Origin of the sequence: Corynebacterium sp. AOP12-C2-36, assembly GCF_052379185.1 — a bacterium.
GTDB lineage: Bacteria > Actinomycetota > Actinomycetes > Mycobacteriales > Mycobacteriaceae > Corynebacterium.
Window position 1 is genome coordinate 1 of sequence record NZ_JBQSYJ010000025.1, and the last position, 21,703, is coordinate 21,703.

Below are 21,703 nucleotides of genomic sequence, written 5' to 3' on the forward strand. Positions count from 1 at the left end.
ACATTAAGTGCTCTTCGCGATTCACAGCACGTTGATCCGGTCGCGGAGTTGCCCGGAATGGATCAGCGACCTCAAGATGTAATGGTCCAGATTTCGGCAACCCAATGCGATCCCGCGCAAGTGCTCCACCCTGCCATTGACCGCTTCGACGGGCCCGTTCGACACTCCGACATCGAAATACGCCAGGATATCGGCCCGACGTCACCACAACGTGCGCCCGAACTGTGCCAACTCTTCCAACCCCTTCGGGAGCCCCCTGCGCAGCGTGTCGATCAACCCGGCCATCAACTTCTTGCCCCGTGACTTGCCCGGATGGCCGTACGCGGCAACGACATTTCCTGGCAGAAACCCCAGGTGACCTGCAAAGCAACGTAGTCATCGTCAGTGGCCCACAGCAGATCCAACCGCTGTTTCTGCCGCTCGGTCAGATAGTTCGTCCTGGCCATCAGGCTACGGCGGTGCTTGTACAACGGGTCAACCTTGCGTCCGCGCCGACCAGTCGTCTCTCGTTGCAGGTGCTGCCGACGCCCGGTGAGCTTCTCGGCGGCCAGGTGCACCACGTGAAATGGGTCCATCACCTTCGTCGCTGCGGACAGGGCGTGGTCCACGGCGGTGGCGTAGTCGGCGAAACCGTTCATCGTCACCAACTGAACCGACTCGCGGAATGCTTCGCGGCGTTGTGCTGCAACCAGGTTCGTAGAAGCTCGGCACCTGCGACCTGGGCGCATATCAATCAGCCGCGCTGGACCTCGCCCATCGACCAGCGGGGTCAGATCCACCAGCACCGTAACCATCGAGGAGGGATCGCCCGGACGGCGGGTGTGTTTCCACACGTGCTCATCGCCCCCTAGTATCCGCACGTCAGCGAGGTGATCGCCGGAGTCGTAGACAAGGTTGCGGCACGCCTGGCCCGCGATCTTGTTGACCAACTGCCACCCGACACCTAGGGCTTTCGCAGTCGCTGAGAGAGTCATGCGGTCGATGGCCAGGCATTGCACAATCCAGCGAGTCACCCGGTGGGCCAGTTTCGCCCCATCGTCAGAACACGCCAGTGAAGCCTGGAAAATCTTCCGGCCGCAGGCATCGTTGGCGCAAGTGAACCGCGGAACACGGACGTGAAGCCTCGTCGGGAAGCCGACTACCGGCAGGTCCACCAGTGCCGAGAGACGTGATCTCGCAGTACACCCGGCTATTCGCAGTCAGGGCACTAATCGTCGACGGCCATCGGAGCTGCGTCGATGACGGTGAACGGGCCGGCGTCCGAGGCGTCCGTGATGGTCAATCCTTTTCTCAGCGGTGCGGCAGATGGTGTCAGCGACGAGGTTGCCAGTAGTGTGCACTTCTAGGGTCCTGGTTCCGCTCGGATGATGGCTTCGCAACTCTCATCTTGTACCGGCAAGGGCCTCTGTATGTTGTGCCACACCGCAGCAGCCCCGCCCTCATCTATTCACTCCGTATCGCGAAGAGCCACTAATTCGATGAAACTTAGGAACAGTGGCTAATTATACAGCTGAGGACGCTGACCTCATTTCATTCACCCACCAAAGGGAAATCCGCTTCGCCTCAGGATATTATCCTAACCGCACCAGATACGGGAGATTTTACGATACTTAAATACGTCCATGTCAGACCGAGAATTATACTGACTGCCTTGAGGATGAGAATGTGAAGATCTCGAATTTCTATAAACTCGAGAGGGCGGGATGCTGATACCGCTTTCCAGTTTAAATCAATGAAAGCGTCAAAAGGTAGATACATAGAAGAGAAGATACTGAAGAGAAATCCGAAGATCGCGGCTGGACAAAATCGCGTGACAGCACTGCGACCTTGAGCAACTATTGTTTGCCTTTCCGATTCGCAGAGGGCGTATATACCCCCCATCCCATCATCTTTGCGATTCACCAGAACGGCCCTCATCGACAGGCATTCCAGAAAAGAAACCGCGATATACGGGAGCGGGATTAGGAGATTTATTATTACAGAAAGAGAAGTAGTAGTCACACCCCAGTCGACCAAAGAACTGCTGACAAATATCATCGCAGCCGGACCAAATAGAACTAAACCAAATTTCGTAGATTTTTGGGTAATGTTAAAAAATAATGTACTGCGCTCTGAATATGTATATAAAGGGCCCTTGCGCGAGCTGATGAACCGCCTCTCACTCAGGCCCATCCACACACTCTTGTCTGAACGTACGCAAAACTTCAATATCCCCCGCGGACGATTCACTACATATGACTCGCCGATCGATTCTTTGATATTATTCAGATCCCTCTCCATTCCGAGATGGAAACTACCCTCGAAGCCTCGTCATCCTTCGTCAGTACTCAGCGCAGCAACAAACGCTTCTTGTGGGACCGAGACTGACCCGATGGACTTCATGCGCTTCTTGCCTTCCTTCTGCTTCTCCAGCAGCTTCTTCTTGCGGGAGATGTCACCACCGTAGCATTTGGAAAGCACATCTTTACGCAGAGCGCGGATATTCTCACGCGCGATCACCTTCGAGCCGATCGCCGCCTGCACGGGCACCTCGAACTGCTGGCGCGGGATGAGCTCCTTCAGTTTCTTCGTCATCTTGTTGCCGTAGTGCAGCGAGTGGTCCCGGTGCACGATCGCGCTGAACGCATCCACCGGCTCCCCCTGCAGCAGGATGTCAACCTTCACGAGATCAGCTTCCTGCTCGCCATTCTCCTCGTAGTTCAGCGACGCATAGCCCTTCGTCCTGGACTTCAGCATGTCGAAGAAGTCAAACACGATCTCGCCCAGCGGCATACGGTAGCGCAGCTCCACACGGTCCGTCGACAGGAAGTCCATGTTCTTCATCTGTCCGCGCTTGGACTGGCACAGCTCCATCGTCCCGCCCAGGAACTCCTCCGGCACGATCACGGTGAGGTCCACCATGGGTTCCCAGATCTCCTTGAGCTTGCCTTCCGGCCAGTCAGACGGGTTCTGGACGTGCATCTCCGTGCCGTCCTCTCCCACCACCCGGTAGACCACCGACGGCGCCGTAGAGATCAGGTCCAGGTCGAACTCGCGCTCCAGGCGGTCACGCGTGATCTCCATGTGCAGCAGTCCCAGGAAGCCACAGCGGAAACCGAATCCCAGTGCAGTGGAGGTCTCCGGCTCGAAGGTCAGGGAGGCATCGTTCAGCTGCAGCTTCTCGATCGCCTCACGCAGCTCCGGGTACTGGTTCGCAGAGATCGGGAACAGACCCGAGTAGACCATCGGCGTCGGCTCGCGGTAACCCGTCAGCGGCTCCGTTGCCCCGTTTACGGCCCAGGTGACCGTGTCACCCACCTTCGACTGGCGGACGTCCTTCGCGCCGGTGATGATGTAGCCCACCTCGCCCACACCGAGGCCCTTGGCCTTCTCCGGCTTCGGGGAGATGATGCCGACCTCCTGCGCCTCGTGTGAGGCACCGGTGGACATCATCTGGATCTTCTGGCGCGGCTCCAGCGTCCCGTCCATCATGCGGATGTAGGTGACCACGCCGCGGAAGATGTCGTAGACGGAGTCGAAGATCAACGCGCGTGCCGGTGCGTCCTGATCGCCCTCCGGGGCCGGCACAAGTTCACAGACCTTGTCGATCATGTCCGGGATGCCCTCACCGGTCTTCGCCGAGATCCGCATAACCTCCTCCGGCTCACAGCCGATGATGTTGGCGATCTCCAACGCGTACTTGTCCGGGTCCGCGGCCGGCAGGTCGATCTTGTTCAGGACCGGGATGATCTCCAGGTCCTTCTCCATCGCCAGGTACAGGTTCGCCAGCGTCTGCGCCTCGATGCCCTGGGCGGCGTCCACCAGCAGGATCGCGCCCTCACACGCCTCCAGTGCGCGGGAGACCTCGTAGGTGAAGTCCACGTGACCGGGAGTGTCGATGAGGTGGAGCACCAGCTCCTCATCCTTGTGCGCGCAGGTCTTCGGCACCCACGGCAGACGCACGTTCTGCGCCTTGATCGTGATGCCCCGCTCGCGCTCGATGTCCATGTTGTCCAGGTACTGGTCGCGCATGTCGCGGTCCTCGATGACACCGGACATCTGCAGGATGCGGTCGGCCAGCGTGGACTTGCCGTGGTCGATGTGCGCGATGATGCAGAAGTTCCGGATCCGCGAGGGGTCAGTGAACGTCTCGCGGGCGTAGTTCTTCTGCTTGGGGGCCATGGGTGTCGTCCTCCTGGTGGTTTGATGCCGAACGTGTCGAGCCTACCTTGTCCGGCCCCTGGCTCTGGTGCTGTGATGCCTACGGACCGTGCACCGACGGAGTGCTCGCCGCCGCAGCGGCTTGACCTTACCCTCGGGGTCAACGTCTAGCGTTGGTTCCGGAGGTACCTGATGAGAATCACCGAACTCGCCCGGCTCACCGGCGTCACGGTCAAGGCGGTGCGCTACTACGAGCGCATCGGCCTTCTGAGCCCCACACGCCTCAGCAACGGCTACCGGGACTATGACGACCACGACGTCCGGATCGTCATCGAGATCCGCGAACTCAGCGAGTTCGGCATCGCCCCGAGCAAGGCAGCACCGTTCATCGACTGTCTGGACCTCGGTCACGCCAGCGGCGACGAATGCGTGTCCTCACTCGCGGTCTACCGGGACACCATCGCCGAGCTCGATCGCACCATCGCCTCCCTCACCACCCGTCGGCACAAGCTTCAACGCCGGCTGGACACCAGCGCCGCTGGTACGGAAACTGCATCGCCTCCAGCACCTACCGAAGGAACCACCATGACAGACTTCACCTCACTCCCCCCAGGATCTTCCTGTACCTGAGGACGACGGCGCAGCCACACACCTCCCCGGTACCGCCATGCCGTCCGTCCTCCTACCGACGAGCGGCGACCGCCATGTCGATCTCGCAGATCTCGGCACCGGGAGGACCGTGATCTACCTCTACCCACTGACCGGACGACCTGGCGAAGATCTTCCCGATGGCTGGGACAACATCCCCGGGGCCCGCGGGTGCTCCACCGAAGCGTGTAGCTTCCGCGACCACTTCTCATCGCTACAGGATCTCGGCGTCAACCAGGTCTTTGGTCTCTCCAGCCAGACTCCCGGCTACCAGGACGAGGTCGTATCGCGCCTGGCGCTGCCGTTCGAGATGCTGTCTGATCAGTCCATGTCGCTCGCGGACGAACTACGGTTGCCGACGTTCACCGCACCCGGGCACACGCGCCTCTACTCCCGGCTCACCCTCATCGTCCGCGACGCCGTGATCGAGTACGTCTTCTACCCGATCTTCCCGCCGAACACGCACGCAGAGCAGGTACTGGACTGGCTGCGGAACAACCCGGTCAACGAATAGGAGCGGCCGGCTCTCCGGAGTGCGGGGCTACTCGACCAGAGTCCAGGTCCCGCAGTCTGTGGAGCTGAAAGCGACGTCCGTGGGGGCAATTGTCACGACAGACTGACTCTCCGTCAGCTCGTTGGCGATGATGTCGTCGATTTCCCCGCTGTGCCCCGAGAGTCGCTCCCAGTAGCACATGTTGCTGCTGTCGCTGTTCCTGTAGGTTCCCGGCTGGATGTCGCTCCCGACCAGCTGGGGCCCCGAACCGAAGGTCCCTGCGGATCCGCTCGTGCTCGCCGCAGGCTCTTCCGCAGCGCTTTCCGCTGTCCGGGTCGGCTCTGGCTCGGCCTCGGTGGTTTCCGTGACGGTCGTCGTACGCTCCACTGTCTCCGTGACGGTAGACGTCACAGTGGACGTCACAGCTTCCTCTGCCTCAGACTCACCGCCGCAGGCTGCGATAGACATACAGGTCAGGGCAACGATCGGCACTATAGTTAGTTTTCTCCAAGTCATTTTATGATCATATATCGCACTTCATTGAAACACAGCATCCTGCCAGGCTCATGACCGAGCCCACGACGCCCTGGGCGCAGCCTGGATGCGACTCGTACCGCACGGACCGAACCCACCGCCAACCCCACGCCGAAACCCCTCCCACCTGGCTGTTCGACTGCCCTGCTTCCACGTCCGTCCCCCACGCTAGAGTGGTTCCCATGAGTTCCGCCCGGAATCCCCTGCGCCGCGTCATCGAGCGCTACTTCCACCACAGCGGCCACCTGGACGCGGGCCTGGCCGAGCTGCACGCCAACCTCGGCCTCGACCAGTCGTCCCACACCGAGACCGCGGTGCGCGCCGTCACGGTCACCACACCCACCCAGGACCACGCCCGCCCCGTGATCTACGCCCCCGACATGGACGGACAGGCCGACCCCGGCGAGGTCGTCTGGTACCACGTGCTGCCCAACCGGGAATCCACCCCGGAACTGCGCGCCTGCGTGGTCGTGGGCCGCAACCGCCACACCCTGCTGGGCATGCTGATCAGCTCCAACCCCGAGCACGCCGAGGACGACAACTGGGTGTCCATCGGCGCCGGCCTGTGGGACCCGCGCGGCAACGAGTGCTGGGCCCGGGCCGACCGCACCATCGAGATCCCCGAGGCCTCCATCCAGCGCCGCGGCGTCTCCATGCCCGAACGCCGCTACGAGCGCCTGGCCAACGCCCTGCGCCGCAGCTACGGATGGTCGTGATGACTGACCAACCCACCCTGTTCGACCTGCACGCCCCCGCCTCCGACCTGCCGGACGGCGCCCACCACCGCTCCGCCTGGCTGGACATCGCCCAGCAGCGCTGGATCGTCGCCCAGTACGCCGCGTGGGCCAAGGGCCCCGTCCCGCCGCACTCCCCGCGCATCCACGGCAACCCGATGAGCGTGTCCATGCTCTGCCTCGGCTGGCACTGGACGCCCGGGCACTACACCCGCCGTGCGGTCGACGTGAACAACGCCCCCGTCCTGCCCGTGCCGGACTGGCTGGTGGAACTCGGACGGCGCGCCGTCGTGGAGACGACGGGGGACGCCGCGCTCGCGGCGTCCTACACTCCGGACGTCGCCCTGGTGAACCACTATCACGACGCGGCGAAGATGGGCATGCACCGCGACGCCGACGAGCGCTCCGACGGGCCGGTGGTGTCGCTGTCCATCGGCGACACCTGCCGCTTCCGCTTCGGCAACGCCGAGACCCGCAACCGCCCCTACACCGACCTGTGGCTGGCGTCCGGCGACCTGTTCGTCTTCGGTGGGCCCGCGCGTCAGAACTATCACGGCGTGACCAAGGTGTACCCCAACACCGGGCCCTATGACCTGGAGATCCACGGCCGGCTGAACATCACGCTGCGTCAGACCGGGCTGAAGGGGTAGAAGAATGGAACCGGTGCGTCCGGCGTGGGCCGAGGCGTCCGACCTGCTGCGCGACTACTACGACACCGAGTGGGGCGTGCCCGTCACCGACGAACGCGGCCTGTTCGAACGCATCAGCCTGGAGGCCTTCCAGTCCGGGCTGAGCTGGGCGACGATCCTGGCCAAACGCCCCGCCTTCCGCGCCGCCTTCGCCGGCTTCGACCCGGACACCGTCGCCGACTTCGGCGAGGACCGGGTCGAGGAACTGCTGCAGGACGCCGCGATCGTGCGCAACGCCCGCAAGATCCGGGCCACGGTCACCAACGCGCGGGCCACCGTCGCCCTGCGCGGACGCCACGGGCCCGGCACCGGACTGGCAGAGTTCGTATGGTCCTTCCGTCCTGCGCGCACCCCGGTGCCGCAGCGCGCCGAGGATGTGCCGACGACCTCGCCGGAGTCCGTGGCGCTGTCGAAGGCGTTGAAGAAGGAGGGCTTCGTGTTCGTGGGGCCCACCACCATGTTCGCACTGATGGAGGCCGTGGGCATCGTGGACACCCACCTGGTGGGCACGCACCGCCGCGGGTGTTCGGGACTGTGGAACGAACACGGCGAAAAGGCCGGAGATCCCTGGTAGCCACGTGTACTATCGTCTGCAAAACAGAAAGGCAGGCGAACACACGATGACATCCGGCATGACACCCTTCGAGGCCCTCGAGATCGAGCTGTGGAGCCTGCGCAACGCGCGTGAACGCCACGCCACCGTGCCCGTGCTGCTGGACTTCGCCGTGCGCCAACGCGACCTGCCACTGGCCGACGCCATCGAGGCGACGATGCAGATCTTCCGCCGCTACCGCTCGCGCTACCGGCACAACGCCACCGACACCGCGCGCACCGCCCGTCTCGTCCCGGAAATCGAGGCCTACTCCAACGGCTACCGAGCCGCCGACGGTGCCGCGCGGGTCTCCCTGTCGGAGACCTACGTGCTGGACATCGACCTCATCGCCGACATCGAGGACTCCGGCTACCGGCAGGGCGGGACCACCCCCCTGGATACCGCGGAGGTGTGGCCCACGCTGCTGGAGAAGCTGCGCGGCATCGGCATGGTCGTGGAGATGCAGGACGATCCCGTGCAGGTCGAACGCACCGGCCCCTTCACCCTCAACGTGCACACCGCCCTGCCGGGCTCCGTCCCGCCGGTGGAGCTGGACACCGCCTCCGCCTGGTACGTGCTGCGCCTGGCCCGGGAGTTGGGCGGGCCGGGGGCGCCGGAGTCCCTGGCGGTGGTCGCCGAGGTGCTGGGGCACATCTTCCTGGCCCATGCCCCGCAGGTGTGGTCGGATCCGCGGACCTGGTCGGACAGTGCGATGCCGTGGCCGCCGGACATGCCGACCACGAGCCACTGGTGGCTGCCGTCGCGTCTGGTGGACCCGGACCTGATGACCAGCCGGCACTTCACCGAGGTCCAGGCGCAGGAGGCGATGACCGCCGGCATGGTGGCCATCGCCCGGGCCGGACTGATCCCCTACCTGCCGGACTCCGGCCTGCTGGGCTCGGTGGACCGGCTGCCGAAGGAGTTCCGGTGGCGCGCGGTGATGGACGCCGCCGCGGAGATCGAGGCCCTGTTGACCGGGGCGATGCCGCAGCGCATGGTGTACCCGCCGGCGGACGACCGGCGTACCCGCGACCTGAACGAGCCGTGAGGTGCGTGAGCTGAACGGACTGGAATGATGGTTGCCGCTGATTTCGGCGGTCCGCGGTGAACTGGTAGTGTTCGTCAGGTTGACCCGCGACCACTCGCGGCGTGTGCACCGCAACCGGCAGGACCTTGGGCTGGTTGTCAGAGACCGTGTGCACGGCTCACCCGGGTGGAAGTGGCGAACGATCACCGATTCACCGTTCAGAAAGAGGTAAGCCCCATGGCTAACATCAAGCAGCAGAAGAAGCGCGTCCTCACCAACGAGGCCGCCCGCCAGCGCAACCAGGCCGTCCGCTCCCGCCTGCGTACCGAGACCCGCAAGTTCGAGTCCGCGATCGCCGCCGGCGACAAGGAAGCCGCCACCGCACAGCTGCGCGCCACCAGCCGCCTGTACGACAAGGCCGCCACCAAGGGCGTCATCCACAAGAACAACGCCGCGAACAAGAAGTCCGGCCTGGCTGCCCAGCTGAACAAGCTCGAGGGCTAGTCAGCGCTTTTCGCGCACGCCGTCAACCCCGCTCCCGGTTCACACCGGAGGCGGGGTTTTCTGCTGTGCTGGTGCGGCTCTGCCGGGGTCAGTCCTCGAAACTGACGTAGCAGATACCGGACTGTCGGTTTACGAAGATCGACCAGTCCTTCTCCCCCTGCACCAGAGCCTTACCGAGCCAGGGATCCTCGGACTCGTCGTATGACCTGCCCAGGGGAAAGCCCACCTTGCCGGCGTCGTTGTCGCCGTATGGGTACCAGAGCCACGGCTCCTCGGTGTCGTCGACTTCCCAGATGTAGCGGATGACAGTCTCCTTGGCCCGCGGATCCTTGATGGCCAGGGCGAGCTGCAGTCGTCCCTCGTCGGCGATCTCCTTGAGAACCACGGCGTTCTCGGGCTTGGCAGTCCAGTAGTGCCGGGCACGTTCGCGGGCCTCCTCGTCGCTCCAGGGCCAGCGAGGATCCCAGCCTCGACGCGGGGTCTCGCCCTTCTCGCCGACGTATGCCGTCTGGAACCCGGTCTCGCCAAGTCCCTCGACAAGCTCGTCCTCCCTGAAGGATTTGTCGTCGTTGCTGCCCTTCACGACCACGCAGACGCAATCTTCCGCGCGCGGACCACCGGGAGCGAAGTCCGCCAACTCGGCCGAGTTCAACCGTTCCACGTGCTCCTTCTCCGCAGCGTAGAAGCGTCGAACCTCACCGGCCGGCATGAGAACCTCGGCCTCATGGTGGCCGGACACCATGTTGGTCAGCTCATTGCCGTAGGTCTTCATCATCTTGATGACCAGCGCCTCGGTGCGCAGGGCCTCTGCCTCCGAAAGCCCCCATTCGACCAGGTAGGCATGGCGTTCGATGTCGAGTTCGTCCCCACCGGTCTCGTAGAGTTCGCTGATCGCCTCCTTCTTCCGGCTCAGCACCACGTCCGGATCGTCCTGCTTCCGTCGCAGGTCCGCCAGCGTCTCCTTGAAGTGCGCTTTCCACCGGTTACCCTTCCCCTTGCCCACGTAGAAGATGTTCCGCAGGTCGAACCCCTCCTCCACCGGACGCCGTGACAACGCGTAGACGTAGTAGTCGCCCTTCCCTCCGACGCTGACCTCGACGTCCTTACCCTGGTCTTTACCTTGATATTCATTACTCTTTGCCATGGTTACGCACAGTATCCTTTTCTGATCATCTTCGTACCTACTTCCGGGGAGTACTCCTCATTCGCCCGGCAATCGCGGTCCGGGCATGAGAACGTTAGTCAGATACAACATCCGAAGAAATGAGGGAACAGGGAGAATGGTGATGGTGGAATCCGGCACGGCGGAGTCGAAACCCGCACGGAGCTCAGGGAAGACCAACGATTACGACCAGGACTTCCTGCGTCACGGAATGCGACTCGGGCTCGACGACTCCTACGACGTCGCCGAGCTGCCTGACTGGAGAGCCGCTGTTTTCAGCATCGCTCTGCCCTTCCCCGCACGCGGCCTCCCGCCGGCACTCACCGCCGACAGGTTCATCGACCTCGGTCCGTCCTGGATCCCCGGCCGGTTCCGGGGAATCCAGACGATCACGACCCCCATCGAGATCGACGGCCGATTCGTCCCACCGGACTACAATCGCGACGGCGACACCTCCTACGACCACAATCCGCGGACGTTCCACCAGTCCGCCAGCGCCAGGTTCAAAGGCCCGCTCGGCCAGACCGTCGGCAGCTCCGCCGTCGACGAGGGAATCCCTTCCAAGGGCGCGGTCTCCAGGAACGTGGGGGCGGTCGTCTCCGGCGGAGATCACGCCGCCCCCACCGATGATGTTCGTTGCCACCGTTTCATGTTCGACGCGGACACCTACAAGGCTTCTTCGCCCGGTACGCACCTCCGCGAGGACGGACAGCCTGCACACCCGACCTCGAAGTACCGGATCCTCGATGCAGACACGGATGGGTCCTGTCGTGCCGCGGATCCGTCGGTGAGTCTGGTCTGCGCCGAATTCCTGCAGTACAGGGGCATGGTCACCCACCGCTTCCACGAGGAACTCCGTTCGTCGGAAGCCGGTGAACTCGCCCACGACTTCCTGGTCCTCCACGTCGTGGCGGAAAACTGCGATGGTCCGACACTCGAGAGAATCTCACAGTCGCTCCACCGCTCACGGAATGTCGTCGATATCGAAGACTGGGACGGCAACACCGAGTGCGGCTCCGACAATCTCCGGGCACCGTGGAGGAGCAAGAAGCGGAACCATCCTGGTGTCCGGTTGCTGCCCTTCTTCGTCGAGCAGGCGCTCACTGCCCTCAATGAGGGCCTAACTTTCCCATCCCTGGAAGCTGACGAAAACCGCACGTTCTCCGCCACCGTCCACAAAGGTGGGTGGCTGAACGGCGGATACAGGAACTCCGACGTGCTCACGCCGATCACCACCCTGCCCGGTGAAGACAAGGAGATCCCGGTCTGGCGCGGGATGGGCAGCAACCAGCCTCTGCGCACCGTGTGCGCCATTCCCGGCCACAGCGACCATCCGCAACCGCGACTATTCGGTGACATCGCCGAGGACGAGGAGTGGGCGTGGAGGGAACTCGACATGTGGGCCTGGGAACTCGGTTCCGGCGCCGACGACTTCGCCGAAGGCATCCCGCGGTACTCCGGTGATGTCGAGGGCACCCCGGACCGCAGTCGCTACGAGTACTGGACCATGCTTCCGACGGCGAGTGGAACCTGCATCGTCCGAAACGCCTTGGCGTCCCGCCAGGACTGCCGGCCGTGGATGCTGTCCAGTACCCGGTTCGTCGACCTTGCGATCCTGGTCCACCGTTCCACCTCGATGCTGTCCAATGTCAGCGAGCGGCTGCGCGCGATCAAGTTCTCCACCGCGTCCTCGGGACGCCCGAGCACGCCGTGCTCCGCTCCGGATGATGAGGCTCACGCACTCACCTCCGACCTCAACACCTTCCAACTGATCCAGTCCGACTTCGTACGCTTCCGCGACCGCCTGTGGTTCGACGCCGTCCCCGACCGCGAGTTCGAGACGGAGTTCATGACGTCGCTGCGCGAGGCCACCGGAGCCGGCCGGCGCTACGCCGACGTCAAGGACGAACTCGAGCTGCGGCAGGCGGTCTACACGACCCAGTTCAACTCGCGTCAGATCGAGCTCGACCGCGAGATCCGCAACCAGGCGGAACGCGAAGCACAGCAGCGTGAGGCGGACGTGCGCCGCGAGGAGAAGCAACGCCGTGAGGACGACGCCGAACGGCAGACGGAGCGGCAGAACGCCGAAGATCTGCGAGCAAGGAATGAGAGCACTCAGAACCGCGCCTTCGGCGTCCTGGCCATCGTCTTCGCCGTGCCAGGACTCGTCCAGCTACTGCCATCCAGTAGCTCAACCGTGCCTTTCTGGCTGACCACCGTCTTCATCATCATCTTCGTCGCTGCCTCCTGGATCTTCATCAAGTCCAGGCAGAAGAAGGACTCCTGACCTCCTCTTATCCGCACCCAGAATTTCATGTCCGTCCCACCGGCTAGCATGTCGGAGACACCTGAATCGCGTTAAGGAACCACTGCATGCACATCACCTTCGGCTGGGGCTTCGACGGCGCCCGCTGGGTCGACGCCGCCGCCACCACCGGCGGCCTCGGCTCCGTGACGACCGGCCCCGCACAGCTCACCGACATCCTCGCCACCCGCCTGGCACTCTCCGCCCCGGAGAGCGACCAGCCGATGCGCATCGCCGCCTACCGCGCGGTGCTCACCCGGGTGCTCGCCGGTGCCGACCTGAAGAGCTGGCCGGTGGCGAGCTTCCACGCCGACCCGTGGACGGTGGCGCGTGAGCTGCTGGGCTGGCGCGATGAACTGGTGCGTGCCGGTTGGGACGGTGCAGCAGACCCCAGCGCACCCCGGCGTCTGTGCGTGCTCGCCGCCGTGGAGAAGACCCTCACCGAGGAACCGGGCTGGGCCCCGGGGACGGCTGACCTGCTGCGCGACGTCGATCGGGCGTTGGGCGACCTGGTGGCGTCCGCCAGCTCCTGGCCCTTGGGTATCGAGCAGGTCGACGTCGACGGTGAGCTCGCCGACCTGCCGCCGGTGTGGCGGCGCATCCTGGGCAACCTGGACGCACTCGGTGTGGAGGTCACCGAACTGCCGGCACCTGAACCACTGGACGAACTCACCGTGGTCACCGCGGACACGGTGTGGGACGCCTCCCCCGTCGCCGCGCGGCTGCTGAAGGATCTCGCCGACTCCTCCACGCGCCACACTGTCGTCGCCGGGAACTCCACGGACCTGCTGGACCGCGAACGTGTGCGCACCGGGCAGGCCCCGCTGGGGGTCGCGGCGCGGGAGGCGTCGTCCTATGCGCAGGTGATCCCGCTGTTCCTGCGGGCGATGACCACCCCGCACGACATCCACGCCCTGGTCGACCTGCTGAACACCAGCATCACCGTGGACGGCACCACCTCCTCCCTTGTCCCCGGCGCGCTGCGCTCCCGGCTCGTCGGCGCGCTCAACCAGCAACCCGGAGTCGGTGGGCCTGCTTGGGACACAGCCGTCACCGAGGCCCTGGCCGCCGTGGAGGACAAGCCGACCGCGGTGGAGAAGATCACCGACTTCGACGAGCTGATTCGGCGGCGTCCGCTCGTCACTGATGACGCCGGCTACGACACCGCCGAGGTGTCGGCCCACCTGGAGTGGCTGCAGCGTCAGTTCACCTCCCAGGGCCGCGGGCAGTCGGTCTCCTCCGACGTCGGCGGGCGCATCGCCCCCTTGCGCGAGCTGCTCGAACAACTCGGCGAGCGGGTGTCCGCCAGAGAACTCGACCAGGTCATCACGGAGTTCACCGCCACCGGTGGACTGAGCATGAACGCCCGCGCCGACGAGGTCGCCGACGTGGTCACCGACCCCGCACACCTGGGCACCGGCAGTGCCCCGGTGGTGTGGTGGCTGCCGGTGGACACCTCCGCCACGCCCCGGGCACGTGTGCGCCCCGCCGAACTGGAGTGGCTGACTGCGGCCGGTGTGATCCTGCCCGACCCGGAGGCCGAGGCCCGGCTGGCCCTGGACTCCCAGCTGCGCGCCCTGCGCCGACGTCACTCGGTCACCGCGTTGACCGTGGCCTCGGTCAACGGGGAGGCCGCCTCGCAGCACCCGGCGCTGACCTTCCTCATCGACGACCTGCACCGTCAGGGCCGTGAGCCCGCCACCCGTGCCGCGGAGCTCCCCGAGGCCCACCGCACGGTGCCCGAACCTGTCACCATCGACGTGCCCGACCCGATCTCCCGGGCCGTCGCCGCCGGTGAGCACCTGCTGCCCACCCGGATCAGCTTCTCGCAGTGGGAGAAGCTGCTGGTCCACCCGTTGGAGTGGCTGCTGGAGCGCCGCCTGGGCATCCGTGCCGGTGGGCTGGCCACGATCCCCAGCGGCAACCAGATGGTGGGCACATGGCTGCACACGGTGGTGGAGAACATCGTCAACCGGCATCTCGACGACAACGCCGGCGAACCCGTCACGATCCTCGCCAGCCGCGACGAGATCGCCGCCGAGCTACGCCGCCTGCTGCCCTGGTACGCCGCCGAACTGCAGATGCCCGGGCGCAGCCGGGAGCTCGGCACCACCCTCGCCCTGGCCGAGCAGTCCATCGCCGGGTTGTTCACCACCCTCGCCGAGGCCGGCGTGGCCATCCGAGCGGTCGAGGCGTCCTTCACCACCGCGCTGGCCGGCAGCCACGGACCGGACGGCACCGAGCTCGAACTCGGTGGGCTGCGCGACATGGACGTGGTCATGGCCGACGGCACGCCCGGGGTCATCGACCTGAAGTACACCTTCGCGCGCAAGAAGTACCGCGACGCGGTGCAGGACGGTACCGCCCTGCAGCTCGCCGTCTACGCCGCCTCGGTCGCGTCCGAGAACACCGCGTCTCCGGACGAGACGCCGCAGCGCCTCGCCGAGATCCCCGTCGCCTACTTCAACCTGCGCGACAACCGCCTCGACACCACCGACGAGCGCTTCGGCGCGGAGGAGACGCTCACCGTCGAACCGTCCGACACCGGCGCGGCCGACACCGACGAACTCTGGGACCGGGCGGTCACCGGGCTCAACCACATCCTCGACGACCTCTCCGCCGGGCGCGTCACCGACCTCGGCAACCTCGTGAACCGTGAGGACTGGCAGGCGTTCGAGAAGCCGAAGAAGAACACCACCCCGGTCTCCCCCTTCGACGAGGACGCCACCGGGGCCTACGAGCGCGAACTTGCCGCGGCCCGCACAACTGGCTTCTTCCCCGAGAAGAACGCCAAGTACACCGACTACCCGCTGATCACCGGCGCCACGGGGGACTTCTCATGACAACCTGGACCATCATCAAGGCCTCCGCGGGCTCCGGCAAGACCTACCGGCTGACCGAACTGCTCACCGAACGGCTGCGCCGCGTCGACGCCGACGGCACCCACCCCTACCGTCCCTCGCAGATCATCGCCACGACCTTCACGCGTGCCGCGGCGGCAGAGCTCAAGGAACGCATCCGCACCACCCTCGTCGACGACGGCCTGCTCGAGCAGGCCGCAGCCCTGCCGACGTCGCTGATCGGCACGGTGAACTCCGTGACCGGCCGGGTGCTCACCGACTTCGCCATGGACGCCGGACGCTCCCCCGAGCTCTCCGTACTCACCGAGCAGTCCCAGCGCGACGCCTTCCGTCTGGCCACCGACCGCATCATCGCCGACGCCGAGACCGACCACCGTGACCTGCTGGCGCGCACCGGCTACGACGACGACTCCGACGGCAGCTACTTCAGCTCCGGGGTGAACTGGGCGAAGACCGTGCACACCGTCACCGAGCAGGCCCGCGCCAACGACATCCCCGCCGACAAGCTCGCCGGCTTCGCCGAGTCCAGCATCGCCGAACTGCACGCCGCGCTCGACGGTGCCGGTGCACCGGACAGCGACGCCGCAGCCACACCGGTCGACACCCGCGCCCTGCTCGCCGGCGCCGCCCAGCGCATCCCCGACCAGCTGCGCGCCGACATCGAGTCCGGGCTGATCGCCAAACGCTCCGCCACCAGCCTGCAGTCCCGATTCGCCGACCTGGACCGCTTCGCCCGGCGCGTGCGCCGTGAGCGCGCCAGCATCCCCTGGAAGGACTGGCTTCGCACCGCCGAGGGCAAGGTCCTTGGCGTCGACGCGCCCACCAAACCGATCAAGGAGGCCTACGGCGAGGTGATCTCCGCCGAGGACATCGCCGCCGACCCTGCACTACGCGCCGACCTGGACGCACTGATCCGGCTGGTCTTCGACACCGCGGCATCCTGTCTGGACGCCTACGCCGAGTACAAGAACGCCCTCGGGCTCATCGACTTCACCGACCAGGAACAGCTCACCCTGCGGCTGCTGCGCGGCGAGGGTGTGCCCCAGGCGACCACCACCGCGGTGCGTGAGACCCTGGCCGCGCGCTACCGCATCCTCGTCGTCGACGAGTTCCAGGACACCAGTCCCCTGCAGCTCGCCCTGTTCACCGAGCTCGCCGCCCTCGTCGAGGAGGTCATCTGGGTCGGTGACCCGAAGCAGTCCATCTACGGCTTCCGCGGCTCCGACCCCGCACTGATGGACGCCGCGGTGGGCACCATCACCGACCCGGCCGGGCTGGCCGGGACCTCGGAGACCCTGTCGCACTCCTGGCGCACCCACGCCGAACCCCTGGGCCTGTCGAACCGGCTGTTCAGCCACCTCTTCCCCGAGCAGAACGTGACCATCACCGTGCCCGAGCACCTGGCGGAGGAACGCTCCGGCGGGGCGGCCGTGCTGTGGGCCCCGGTGGAGAAGTCCCGCAAGAACAAGGACACCTGGTTCGCCCGCATCGCCACCGGGCTCTCCTCCCTGGAACGTTCCGAGGGCGTGCCGGCGAAGGGCCGGGCGGTGCTGGTGCGCAACAACACCCACGCCGCGGAGCTGCGCACCGAACTGCGCCGACGCGGCATCCCCTGCACCGGTGGCGGCACACCGTTGTCGCAGACCCGCGAGGGCCAGCTCGTCGGCGCCGCCCTGGCCTGGCTGCTGGACGACCGCGACACCCAGGCCCTCATCGAGCTGGTCACCTTCCTCGACGAGCACCCCGCCCACCGCGACTGGTTCGCCACGCTGACCTCCCTGGCCACCCGCGAGGAACGCTGGGAGACCCTCGCCACCTGGTCGCAGGACGACACCCTGGAGCCGTTGCGCCGGTTGCGTCCCACCCTGTCGGAGGTGCCCGTCGCCGACGTCGTCAGTGCGGTGATCGACGCACTCGACCTGCGCCGACGCATCGCCATCTGGTCGGAGCCGACCGAGCGCACCGGCGCGGTGCTCGGCGTGCTGCGCGCGGTGGAGGACTACACCGGTGAGGCGGAGTCCGCCGGCCAGCCGTCCACCCCCGCGGGCTTCCTGGAGCACCTGCTCTCGGAAGACGCGGTCTCCACCCCCACCGCCGACCCGGGCGCAGTGTTCGTGGACACCATCCACCAATCCAAGGGCCTGGAGTGGGACACCGTGGTCGTGGCGCTGCCGGACATGCGCGACCGCTTCACCCCCTCCGGCGTGTGGGTGCAGCCCACCACCTCGCTGACGATGGAGTTGCCGCTGGCCGGACGCGAACTGCGGTTCTGGCCGGCGACCATCACCGCGGTCAGCACGGTCAAGGAACTGCTCACCGACACCGACGCCCAGGCCGTCCGCCGACGCTCCGACATGATCGAGGAGCAGCGCGTCCTCTACGTCGCCATGACCCGCTCGCGCACACGCACGGTGCTCGCCCCGTACTCCGCCGTGGGTAGGTGGAAGGCGCTGGCCGAGGCCGACCTGCAGGAGGAGCAGCTCGCCGGGCTGCTGGACTGCCCCGTCCGCGAGATCGAGGCCTCCGCGGCCGACACCGGTGAGCAGACCGTCTCCCCTGAGGCGGCCCTGACGCCGCGTGCGGCGATGCTGGACGCCCACCGGCAGGACGCCCCGACGCCGCTCGACCTGCTGCCGGCGACGTTCGCCCCCAGCGGCGTGGAGGCCACCGACGCCGTGGCGTCCGGCGCCACCGTCACCGAGGTCGCCGACCTCGGCCCCGCACTGGTCACCGGCGGTGGAAAGGACTGGAACAAGGTCGGCGACTGCATCCACGCCTACCTCGCCGCCCCGCTGACCCACCTCAGCGAGGAGCAGAAGCTCAGCACCGCCACCCGGCTGGTGGGCAGCTGGGGTGTCGGCGACCGGGTGGACGCCGACCGGGTCGTCGAGGCCGGCGAGCGGTGGACCCGGTGGCTGGCCTCGACGTACCCGGGTGCGTCCAGCGCCACCGAGGTCCCCTTCGCCTGGTCGAACCCCGACCACCAGCGCGCCCAGGGCTGGCTGGACGAACTGCTCACGCTGGACGACGGGCGTCGGGTGATCGTCGACCACAAGACCTATCCTGGAGGGGATCCGGTCGGGCACGTGGTTTCCACCTACCTCGGCCAGATGCACACCTACCACCACGCGCTCACCGACATCGACGGCCAGCCACCGGCCGCGATCCTCATCCACCTGCCGCTGCTCGGCACGGTGCTGGACGTGTCCCTGACATGAGCCGGCCATGAGCACCTGAACGGAAAGAACACCACCGATGACCACCGGACCCACCTCACCACTCGACCTCATCTCCGCCGACTCCCTGCTCAGCGACGACGAACGGCTCCTGCGCGACACCGTCGCCGAGTTCGCCGGACGTGAACTCGCACCGCAGGTGGGCACCTGGTTCGAGGACGGCACCCTGCCCGTCGACGAGCTCGCACCGAAACTCGGCGAACTCGGGGTGCTGGGCATGCACCTGGACGGCTACGGCTGCGCCGGGGCCAGTGCCACCGAGTACGGACTGGCCTGCATGGAGATCGAGGCCGTGGACTCCGGGCTGCGCTCGCTGGTCTCGGTGCAGGGTTCGTTGGCGATGTTCGCCATCCACCACTGGGGTTCGGAGGAGCAGAAGGAGCACTACCTGCCCGGCATGGCCGCCGGCACCACTGTGGGGTGCTTCGGGCTGACCGAACCGGATGCGGGTTCCGACCCTGCCAATATGCGCACCCACGCCACCCGCGACACCGCCACCGGCGACTGGATCCTCAACGGCACGAAGATGTGGATCACCAACGCCCCGGTCGCCGACGTCGCCGTCGTCTGGGCGCGCACCGAGGGCGGCTACTCCGGCTTCATCATCGACGCCGACACCGAAGGCTTCAGCGCTCCGGAGATCCCCCGCAAACTCTCCCTGCGCGCCTCGGTCACCGGGGAGATCGTGCTGGACGACTGCCGGGTGCCCGAGGAACGCCGCCTGCCCGGCGTCCAGTCGCTGCGCGGACCGCTGACCTGTCTGAACGAGGCGCGCTTCGGCATCATCTTCGGTGCGCTCGGTGCTGCGCACGATGCCCTGGCCACCACCCTGGACTACGTGTCCACCCGACAGGTGTTCGACAGTCCGCTGAGTTCCTTCCAGCTCACCCAGGCGAAGCTGGCGGACATGGCCGTGGAGCTCGACAAGTCCTTCCTGCTGGCCCTGCACCTGGGCCGACTCAAGGACGCCGGGGAGCTGAAGCCCCACCAGGTCAGCGTGGGCAAGCTGAACTCCACCCGCGTCGCCCTGGAGATCACCCGGCAGTGCCGCACGCTGCTCGGGGCGTCCGGCGTGACGTTGGAGTACTCCCCCCTGCGCCACGCCAACAACCTGGAGTCGGTGCTGACCTACGAGGGCACCGCCGAGATGCACCAGCTCAGCATCGGTCAGGCACTCACCGGGCAGCAGGCGTTCCGGAACCGCGGGTAGTGCGGGTCGGGTCGCCGAGCATCACGAGGTAGTAGAGCAGCCCGCCGAGGGCGGCGCCGATGAGCCAGGCGAAGCCGGACAGGTCCTCCAGCGCGGACCACCAGACCGTGGCCACCGCGAACACCGCGGCCAGGGCGACGGCCACCAGCCCCTTGATGTTCCAGCCCTTGCGGTAGAAGTACGGGCCGTTCGGGTCCAGGCTGAAGGTGTCGGTGAGATCGACCTGCTTGCGCCGGATCACGTAGTAGTCCACGACGAGCACCCCGTACAGCGGTGCGAGGATCGCGCCGAGGGTGTCCACGAAGGTGGGCAGTCCGATGTCCTCGATCACCGCGACCCACAGGCCGCCGATGATGAAGCCGAGCACGGCGGTGATGATCCCGCCCATCCGGAAGCTGATCTTCGACGGTGCCAGGTTGGCCATGTCGTAGGCCGGCGGGATGAAGTTCGCCACCAGGTTCACACCCACCGTGGCCACCAGGAACGTCGCCGCGGCGATGATCGACAGGATCACCGAGTCCGCCTGGCCGATGATGTCGGAGGGGTTGTCCATCGGGGTGCCCTGGCCGTCCTGGAAGACCACGTAGGCACCGGCGGTGATGAACAGGGCGAGGAAGGTGAAGAAGGCCAGCGACAACGGCAGGCCGGTGAAGTTGCCCAGCCGCATGGACTTCTCCGACTTGGAGAACCGGGAGAAGTCACCGAAGTTGATGATCACCGCGGAGAAGTAGGCCACCATCGTGCCCACCACGCCGGCGAACGCCGAGACGGTCCCCCAGCCGGTGACCCCGTCGCTGTTGAAGATCGAGCCCACGGCCGGCAGCATCTCGGAACCGGCGCGCACCCAGATCACGATCAGCAGCACCACCATCACCGCGTACACCGCGGGTCCGGCGAAGTTGAGGAACTTGGTGATCGCGTCGATACCCCGGCTGAACAGGGCGACCTGCAGGATCGCCACGATCACGTAGGAGATCCAGGACACCGCGTTCATCCCCAGGAACTCCCCGGACTGCGGCGAGTCGAATATGGCGTTGATCGCCAACGCCACCGCGGTGGAGGCGAAGTAGGTCTGCGCGCCGTACCAGAAGATCGCCACCACGCCGCGGACCAGGGCGGGGAACCTGGCGCCGAGCACGCCCATCGACATGCGTGCCATCACCGCGTAGGGCACACCGAGTTTCACGCTGGGTGCACCGGAGAGGTTGACCAGCCAGTTGACGATCACCCCGGCCAGCACGATCGCGGCGAAGACGTACCAGCCGCTGATGCCGGCGCCGATGAAGAGGGAGGCGGCCAGGGTGTAGCCGGCGAGGGACTGGACGTCGTTGGTCCAGACGTTGAAGATCTCGAAGGCACCCCACTTGCGGTACTTGCGCGGGATGGGCGCGAGGTCGGCGTTGAAGAGCGCGGGGTCCGCGTTCGCGACGGTGATGTCCACCGTGTCACTGGTCACCGGGCTGGCGCCGGCAGCACCGGCACCATCGTGGTTGTCTGTCATGGGTGGGTCACCGAATCTGTCTCATGGAATCGTCTGCATCGTTACAGTCGAAGAGTAGTTGTTATAG

The 21,703-nt window shown here is 66.1% G+C and carries 13 protein-coding genes and 2 pseudogenes; 10 read left to right on the top strand and 5 right to left on the bottom strand.

Annotated features, from left to right (window positions below; genetic code table 11):
* Positions 1–21: 21 nt before the first annotated feature.
* Both ACT3UN_RS14630 and lepA read right to left on the bottom strand, forming a co-directional pair.
* Positions 22–1,340 (bottom strand): annotated as a pseudogene (locus tag ACT3UN_RS14630) (ISL3 family transposase).
* A 970-nt stretch (positions 1,341–2,310) separates the two neighbouring features.
* Positions 2,311–4,161, bottom strand: coding sequence for a translation elongation factor 4 (gene lepA, locus ACT3UN_RS14635; protein ID WP_444615092.1), 1,851 nt, complete (start codon positions 4,159–4,161; stop codon positions 2,311–2,313).
* A 171-nt stretch (positions 4,162–4,332) separates the two neighbouring features.
* Here lepA and ACT3UN_RS14640 point away from each other — a divergent pair.
* Positions 4,333–5,302, top strand: a pseudogene (locus tag ACT3UN_RS14640) (MerR family transcriptional regulator).
* Positions 5,303–5,329: 27 nt separating this feature from the next.
* On the opposite strand, the gene ACT3UN_RS14645 reads toward ACT3UN_RS14640, so the two are convergent.
* Complete coding sequence (locus ACT3UN_RS14645; protein ID WP_444657427.1) at positions 5,330–5,797, bottom strand: hypothetical protein; 468 nt, start codon at positions 5,795–5,797, stop codon at positions 5,330–5,332.
* Between the two features lie 200 nt (positions 5,798–5,997).
* Between ACT3UN_RS14645 and ACT3UN_RS14650 the strand changes: the two genes are divergently transcribed.
* From ACT3UN_RS14650 to rpsT, 5 genes are all read left to right on the top strand, one after another.
* The gene (locus tag ACT3UN_RS14650) at positions 5,998–6,531 is read left to right on the top strand and encodes a type II toxin-antitoxin system PemK/MazF family toxin (protein WP_441579170.1); all 534 of its coding nucleotides are present in this window, start codon (positions 5,998–6,000) and stop codon (positions 6,529–6,531) included.
* Positions 6,531–7,199, top strand: coding sequence for an alpha-ketoglutarate-dependent dioxygenase AlkB family protein (locus ACT3UN_RS14655; protein ID WP_301442057.1), 669 nt, complete (start codon positions 6,531–6,533; stop codon positions 7,197–7,199). The genes ACT3UN_RS14650 and ACT3UN_RS14655 overlap by 1 nt, the downstream gene beginning before the upstream one ends.
* A gap of 4 nt (positions 7,200–7,203) precedes the next feature.
* Positions 7,204–7,812, top strand: a complete 609-nt coding sequence (locus ACT3UN_RS14660) for a DNA-3-methyladenine glycosylase I (RefSeq protein WP_301442056.1) — start codon at positions 7,204–7,206, stop codon at positions 7,810–7,812.
* 58 nt (positions 7,813–7,870) lie between these two features.
* The gene (locus ACT3UN_RS14665) at positions 7,871–8,878 is read left to right on the top strand and encodes a hypothetical protein (RefSeq protein WP_301442055.1); all 1,008 of its coding nucleotides are present in this window, start codon (positions 7,871–7,873) and stop codon (positions 8,876–8,878) included.
* A gap of 216 nt (positions 8,879–9,094) precedes the next feature.
* The gene (gene rpsT, locus ACT3UN_RS14670; protein ID WP_301442054.1) at positions 9,095–9,361 is read left to right on the top strand and encodes a 30S ribosomal protein S20; all 267 of its coding nucleotides are present in this window, start codon (positions 9,095–9,097) and stop codon (positions 9,359–9,361) included.
* 88 nt (positions 9,362–9,449) lie between these two features.
* Here the strand turns inward: rpsT and ACT3UN_RS14675 are convergent, their stop codons facing one another.
* Entirely contained in the window at positions 9,450–10,505 is a 1,056-nt protein-coding gene (locus ACT3UN_RS14675) for an LEM-3-like GIY-YIG domain-containing protein (protein WP_444657428.1), read from the bottom strand.
* A gap of 142 nt (positions 10,506–10,647) precedes the next feature.
* Between ACT3UN_RS14675 and ACT3UN_RS14680 the strand changes: the two genes are divergently transcribed.
* The 4 genes from ACT3UN_RS14680 (at position 10,648) to ACT3UN_RS14695 (ending at position 20,135) form a co-directional block, all read left to right on the top strand.
* Positions 10,648–12,810 carry a hypothetical protein gene (locus ACT3UN_RS14680; RefSeq protein ID WP_444657429.1) on the top strand — a complete coding sequence of 721 codons (2,163 nt, stop codon included), beginning with the start codon at positions 10,648–10,650 and terminating at the stop codon, positions 12,808–12,810.
* A gap of 86 nt (positions 12,811–12,896) precedes the next feature.
* Positions 12,897–15,671: a PD-(D/E)XK nuclease family protein gene (locus tag ACT3UN_RS14685; protein WP_444657430.1), complete on the top strand. Its 2,775-nt coding sequence runs from the start codon at positions 12,897–12,899 to the stop codon at positions 15,669–15,671.
* Entirely contained in the window at positions 15,668–18,907 is a 3,240-nt protein-coding gene (locus ACT3UN_RS14690; protein WP_444657431.1) for a UvrD-helicase domain-containing protein, read from the top strand. The genes ACT3UN_RS14685 and ACT3UN_RS14690 overlap by 4 nt, the downstream gene beginning before the upstream one ends.
* A 37-nt stretch (positions 18,908–18,944) precedes the next feature.
* Entirely contained in the window at positions 18,945–20,135 is a 1,191-nt protein-coding gene (locus tag ACT3UN_RS14695) for an acyl-CoA dehydrogenase family protein (protein WP_301442049.1), read from the top strand.
* Here the strand turns inward: ACT3UN_RS14695 and ACT3UN_RS14700 are convergent.
* Positions 20,101–21,636: an NCS1 family nucleobase:cation symporter-1 gene (locus ACT3UN_RS14700; protein ID WP_301442048.1), complete on the bottom strand. Its 1,536-nt coding sequence runs from the start codon at positions 21,634–21,636 to the stop codon at positions 20,101–20,103. The genes ACT3UN_RS14695 and ACT3UN_RS14700 overlap by 35 nt on opposite strands.
* Positions 21,637–21,703: the final 67 nt, after the last annotated feature.

Coding starts and splice junctions, on each gene's coding strand:
- lepA (WP_444615092.1), bottom strand. CDS start 4,161: ATGGCCCCCAAGCAGAAGAACTACGCCCGCGAGACGTTCACTGACCCC.
- ACT3UN_RS14645 (WP_444657427.1), bottom strand. CDS start 5,797: ATGACTTGGAGAAAACTAACTATAGTGCCGATCGTTGCCCTGACCTGT.
- ACT3UN_RS14650 (WP_441579170.1), top strand. CDS start 5,998: ATGAGTTCCGCCCGGAATCCCCTGCGCCGCGTCATCGAGCGCTACTTC.
- ACT3UN_RS14655 (WP_301442057.1), top strand. CDS start 6,531: ATGACTGACCAACCCACCCTGTTCGACCTGCACGCCCCCGCCTCCGAC.
- ACT3UN_RS14660 (WP_301442056.1), top strand. CDS start 7,204: ATGGAACCGGTGCGTCCGGCGTGGGCCGAGGCGTCCGACCTGCTGCGC.
- ACT3UN_RS14665 (WP_301442055.1), top strand. CDS start 7,871: ATGACACCCTTCGAGGCCCTCGAGATCGAGCTGTGGAGCCTGCGCAAC.
- rpsT (WP_301442054.1), top strand. CDS start 9,095: ATGGCTAACATCAAGCAGCAGAAGAAGCGCGTCCTCACCAACGAGGCC.
- ACT3UN_RS14675 (WP_444657428.1), bottom strand. CDS start 10,505: ATGGCAAAGAGTAATGAATATCAAGGTAAAGACCAGGGTAAGGACGTC.
- ACT3UN_RS14680 (WP_444657429.1), top strand. CDS start 10,648: ATGGTGGAATCCGGCACGGCGGAGTCGAAACCCGCACGGAGCTCAGGG.
- ACT3UN_RS14685 (WP_444657430.1), top strand. CDS start 12,897: ATGCACATCACCTTCGGCTGGGGCTTCGACGGCGCCCGCTGGGTCGAC.
- ACT3UN_RS14690 (WP_444657431.1), top strand. CDS start 15,668: ATGACAACCTGGACCATCATCAAGGCCTCCGCGGGCTCCGGCAAGACC.
- ACT3UN_RS14695 (WP_301442049.1), top strand. CDS start 18,945: ATGACCACCGGACCCACCTCACCACTCGACCTCATCTCCGCCGACTCC.
- ACT3UN_RS14700 (WP_301442048.1), bottom strand. CDS start 21,636: ATGACAGACAACCACGATGGTGCCGGTGCTGCCGGCGCCAGCCCGGTG.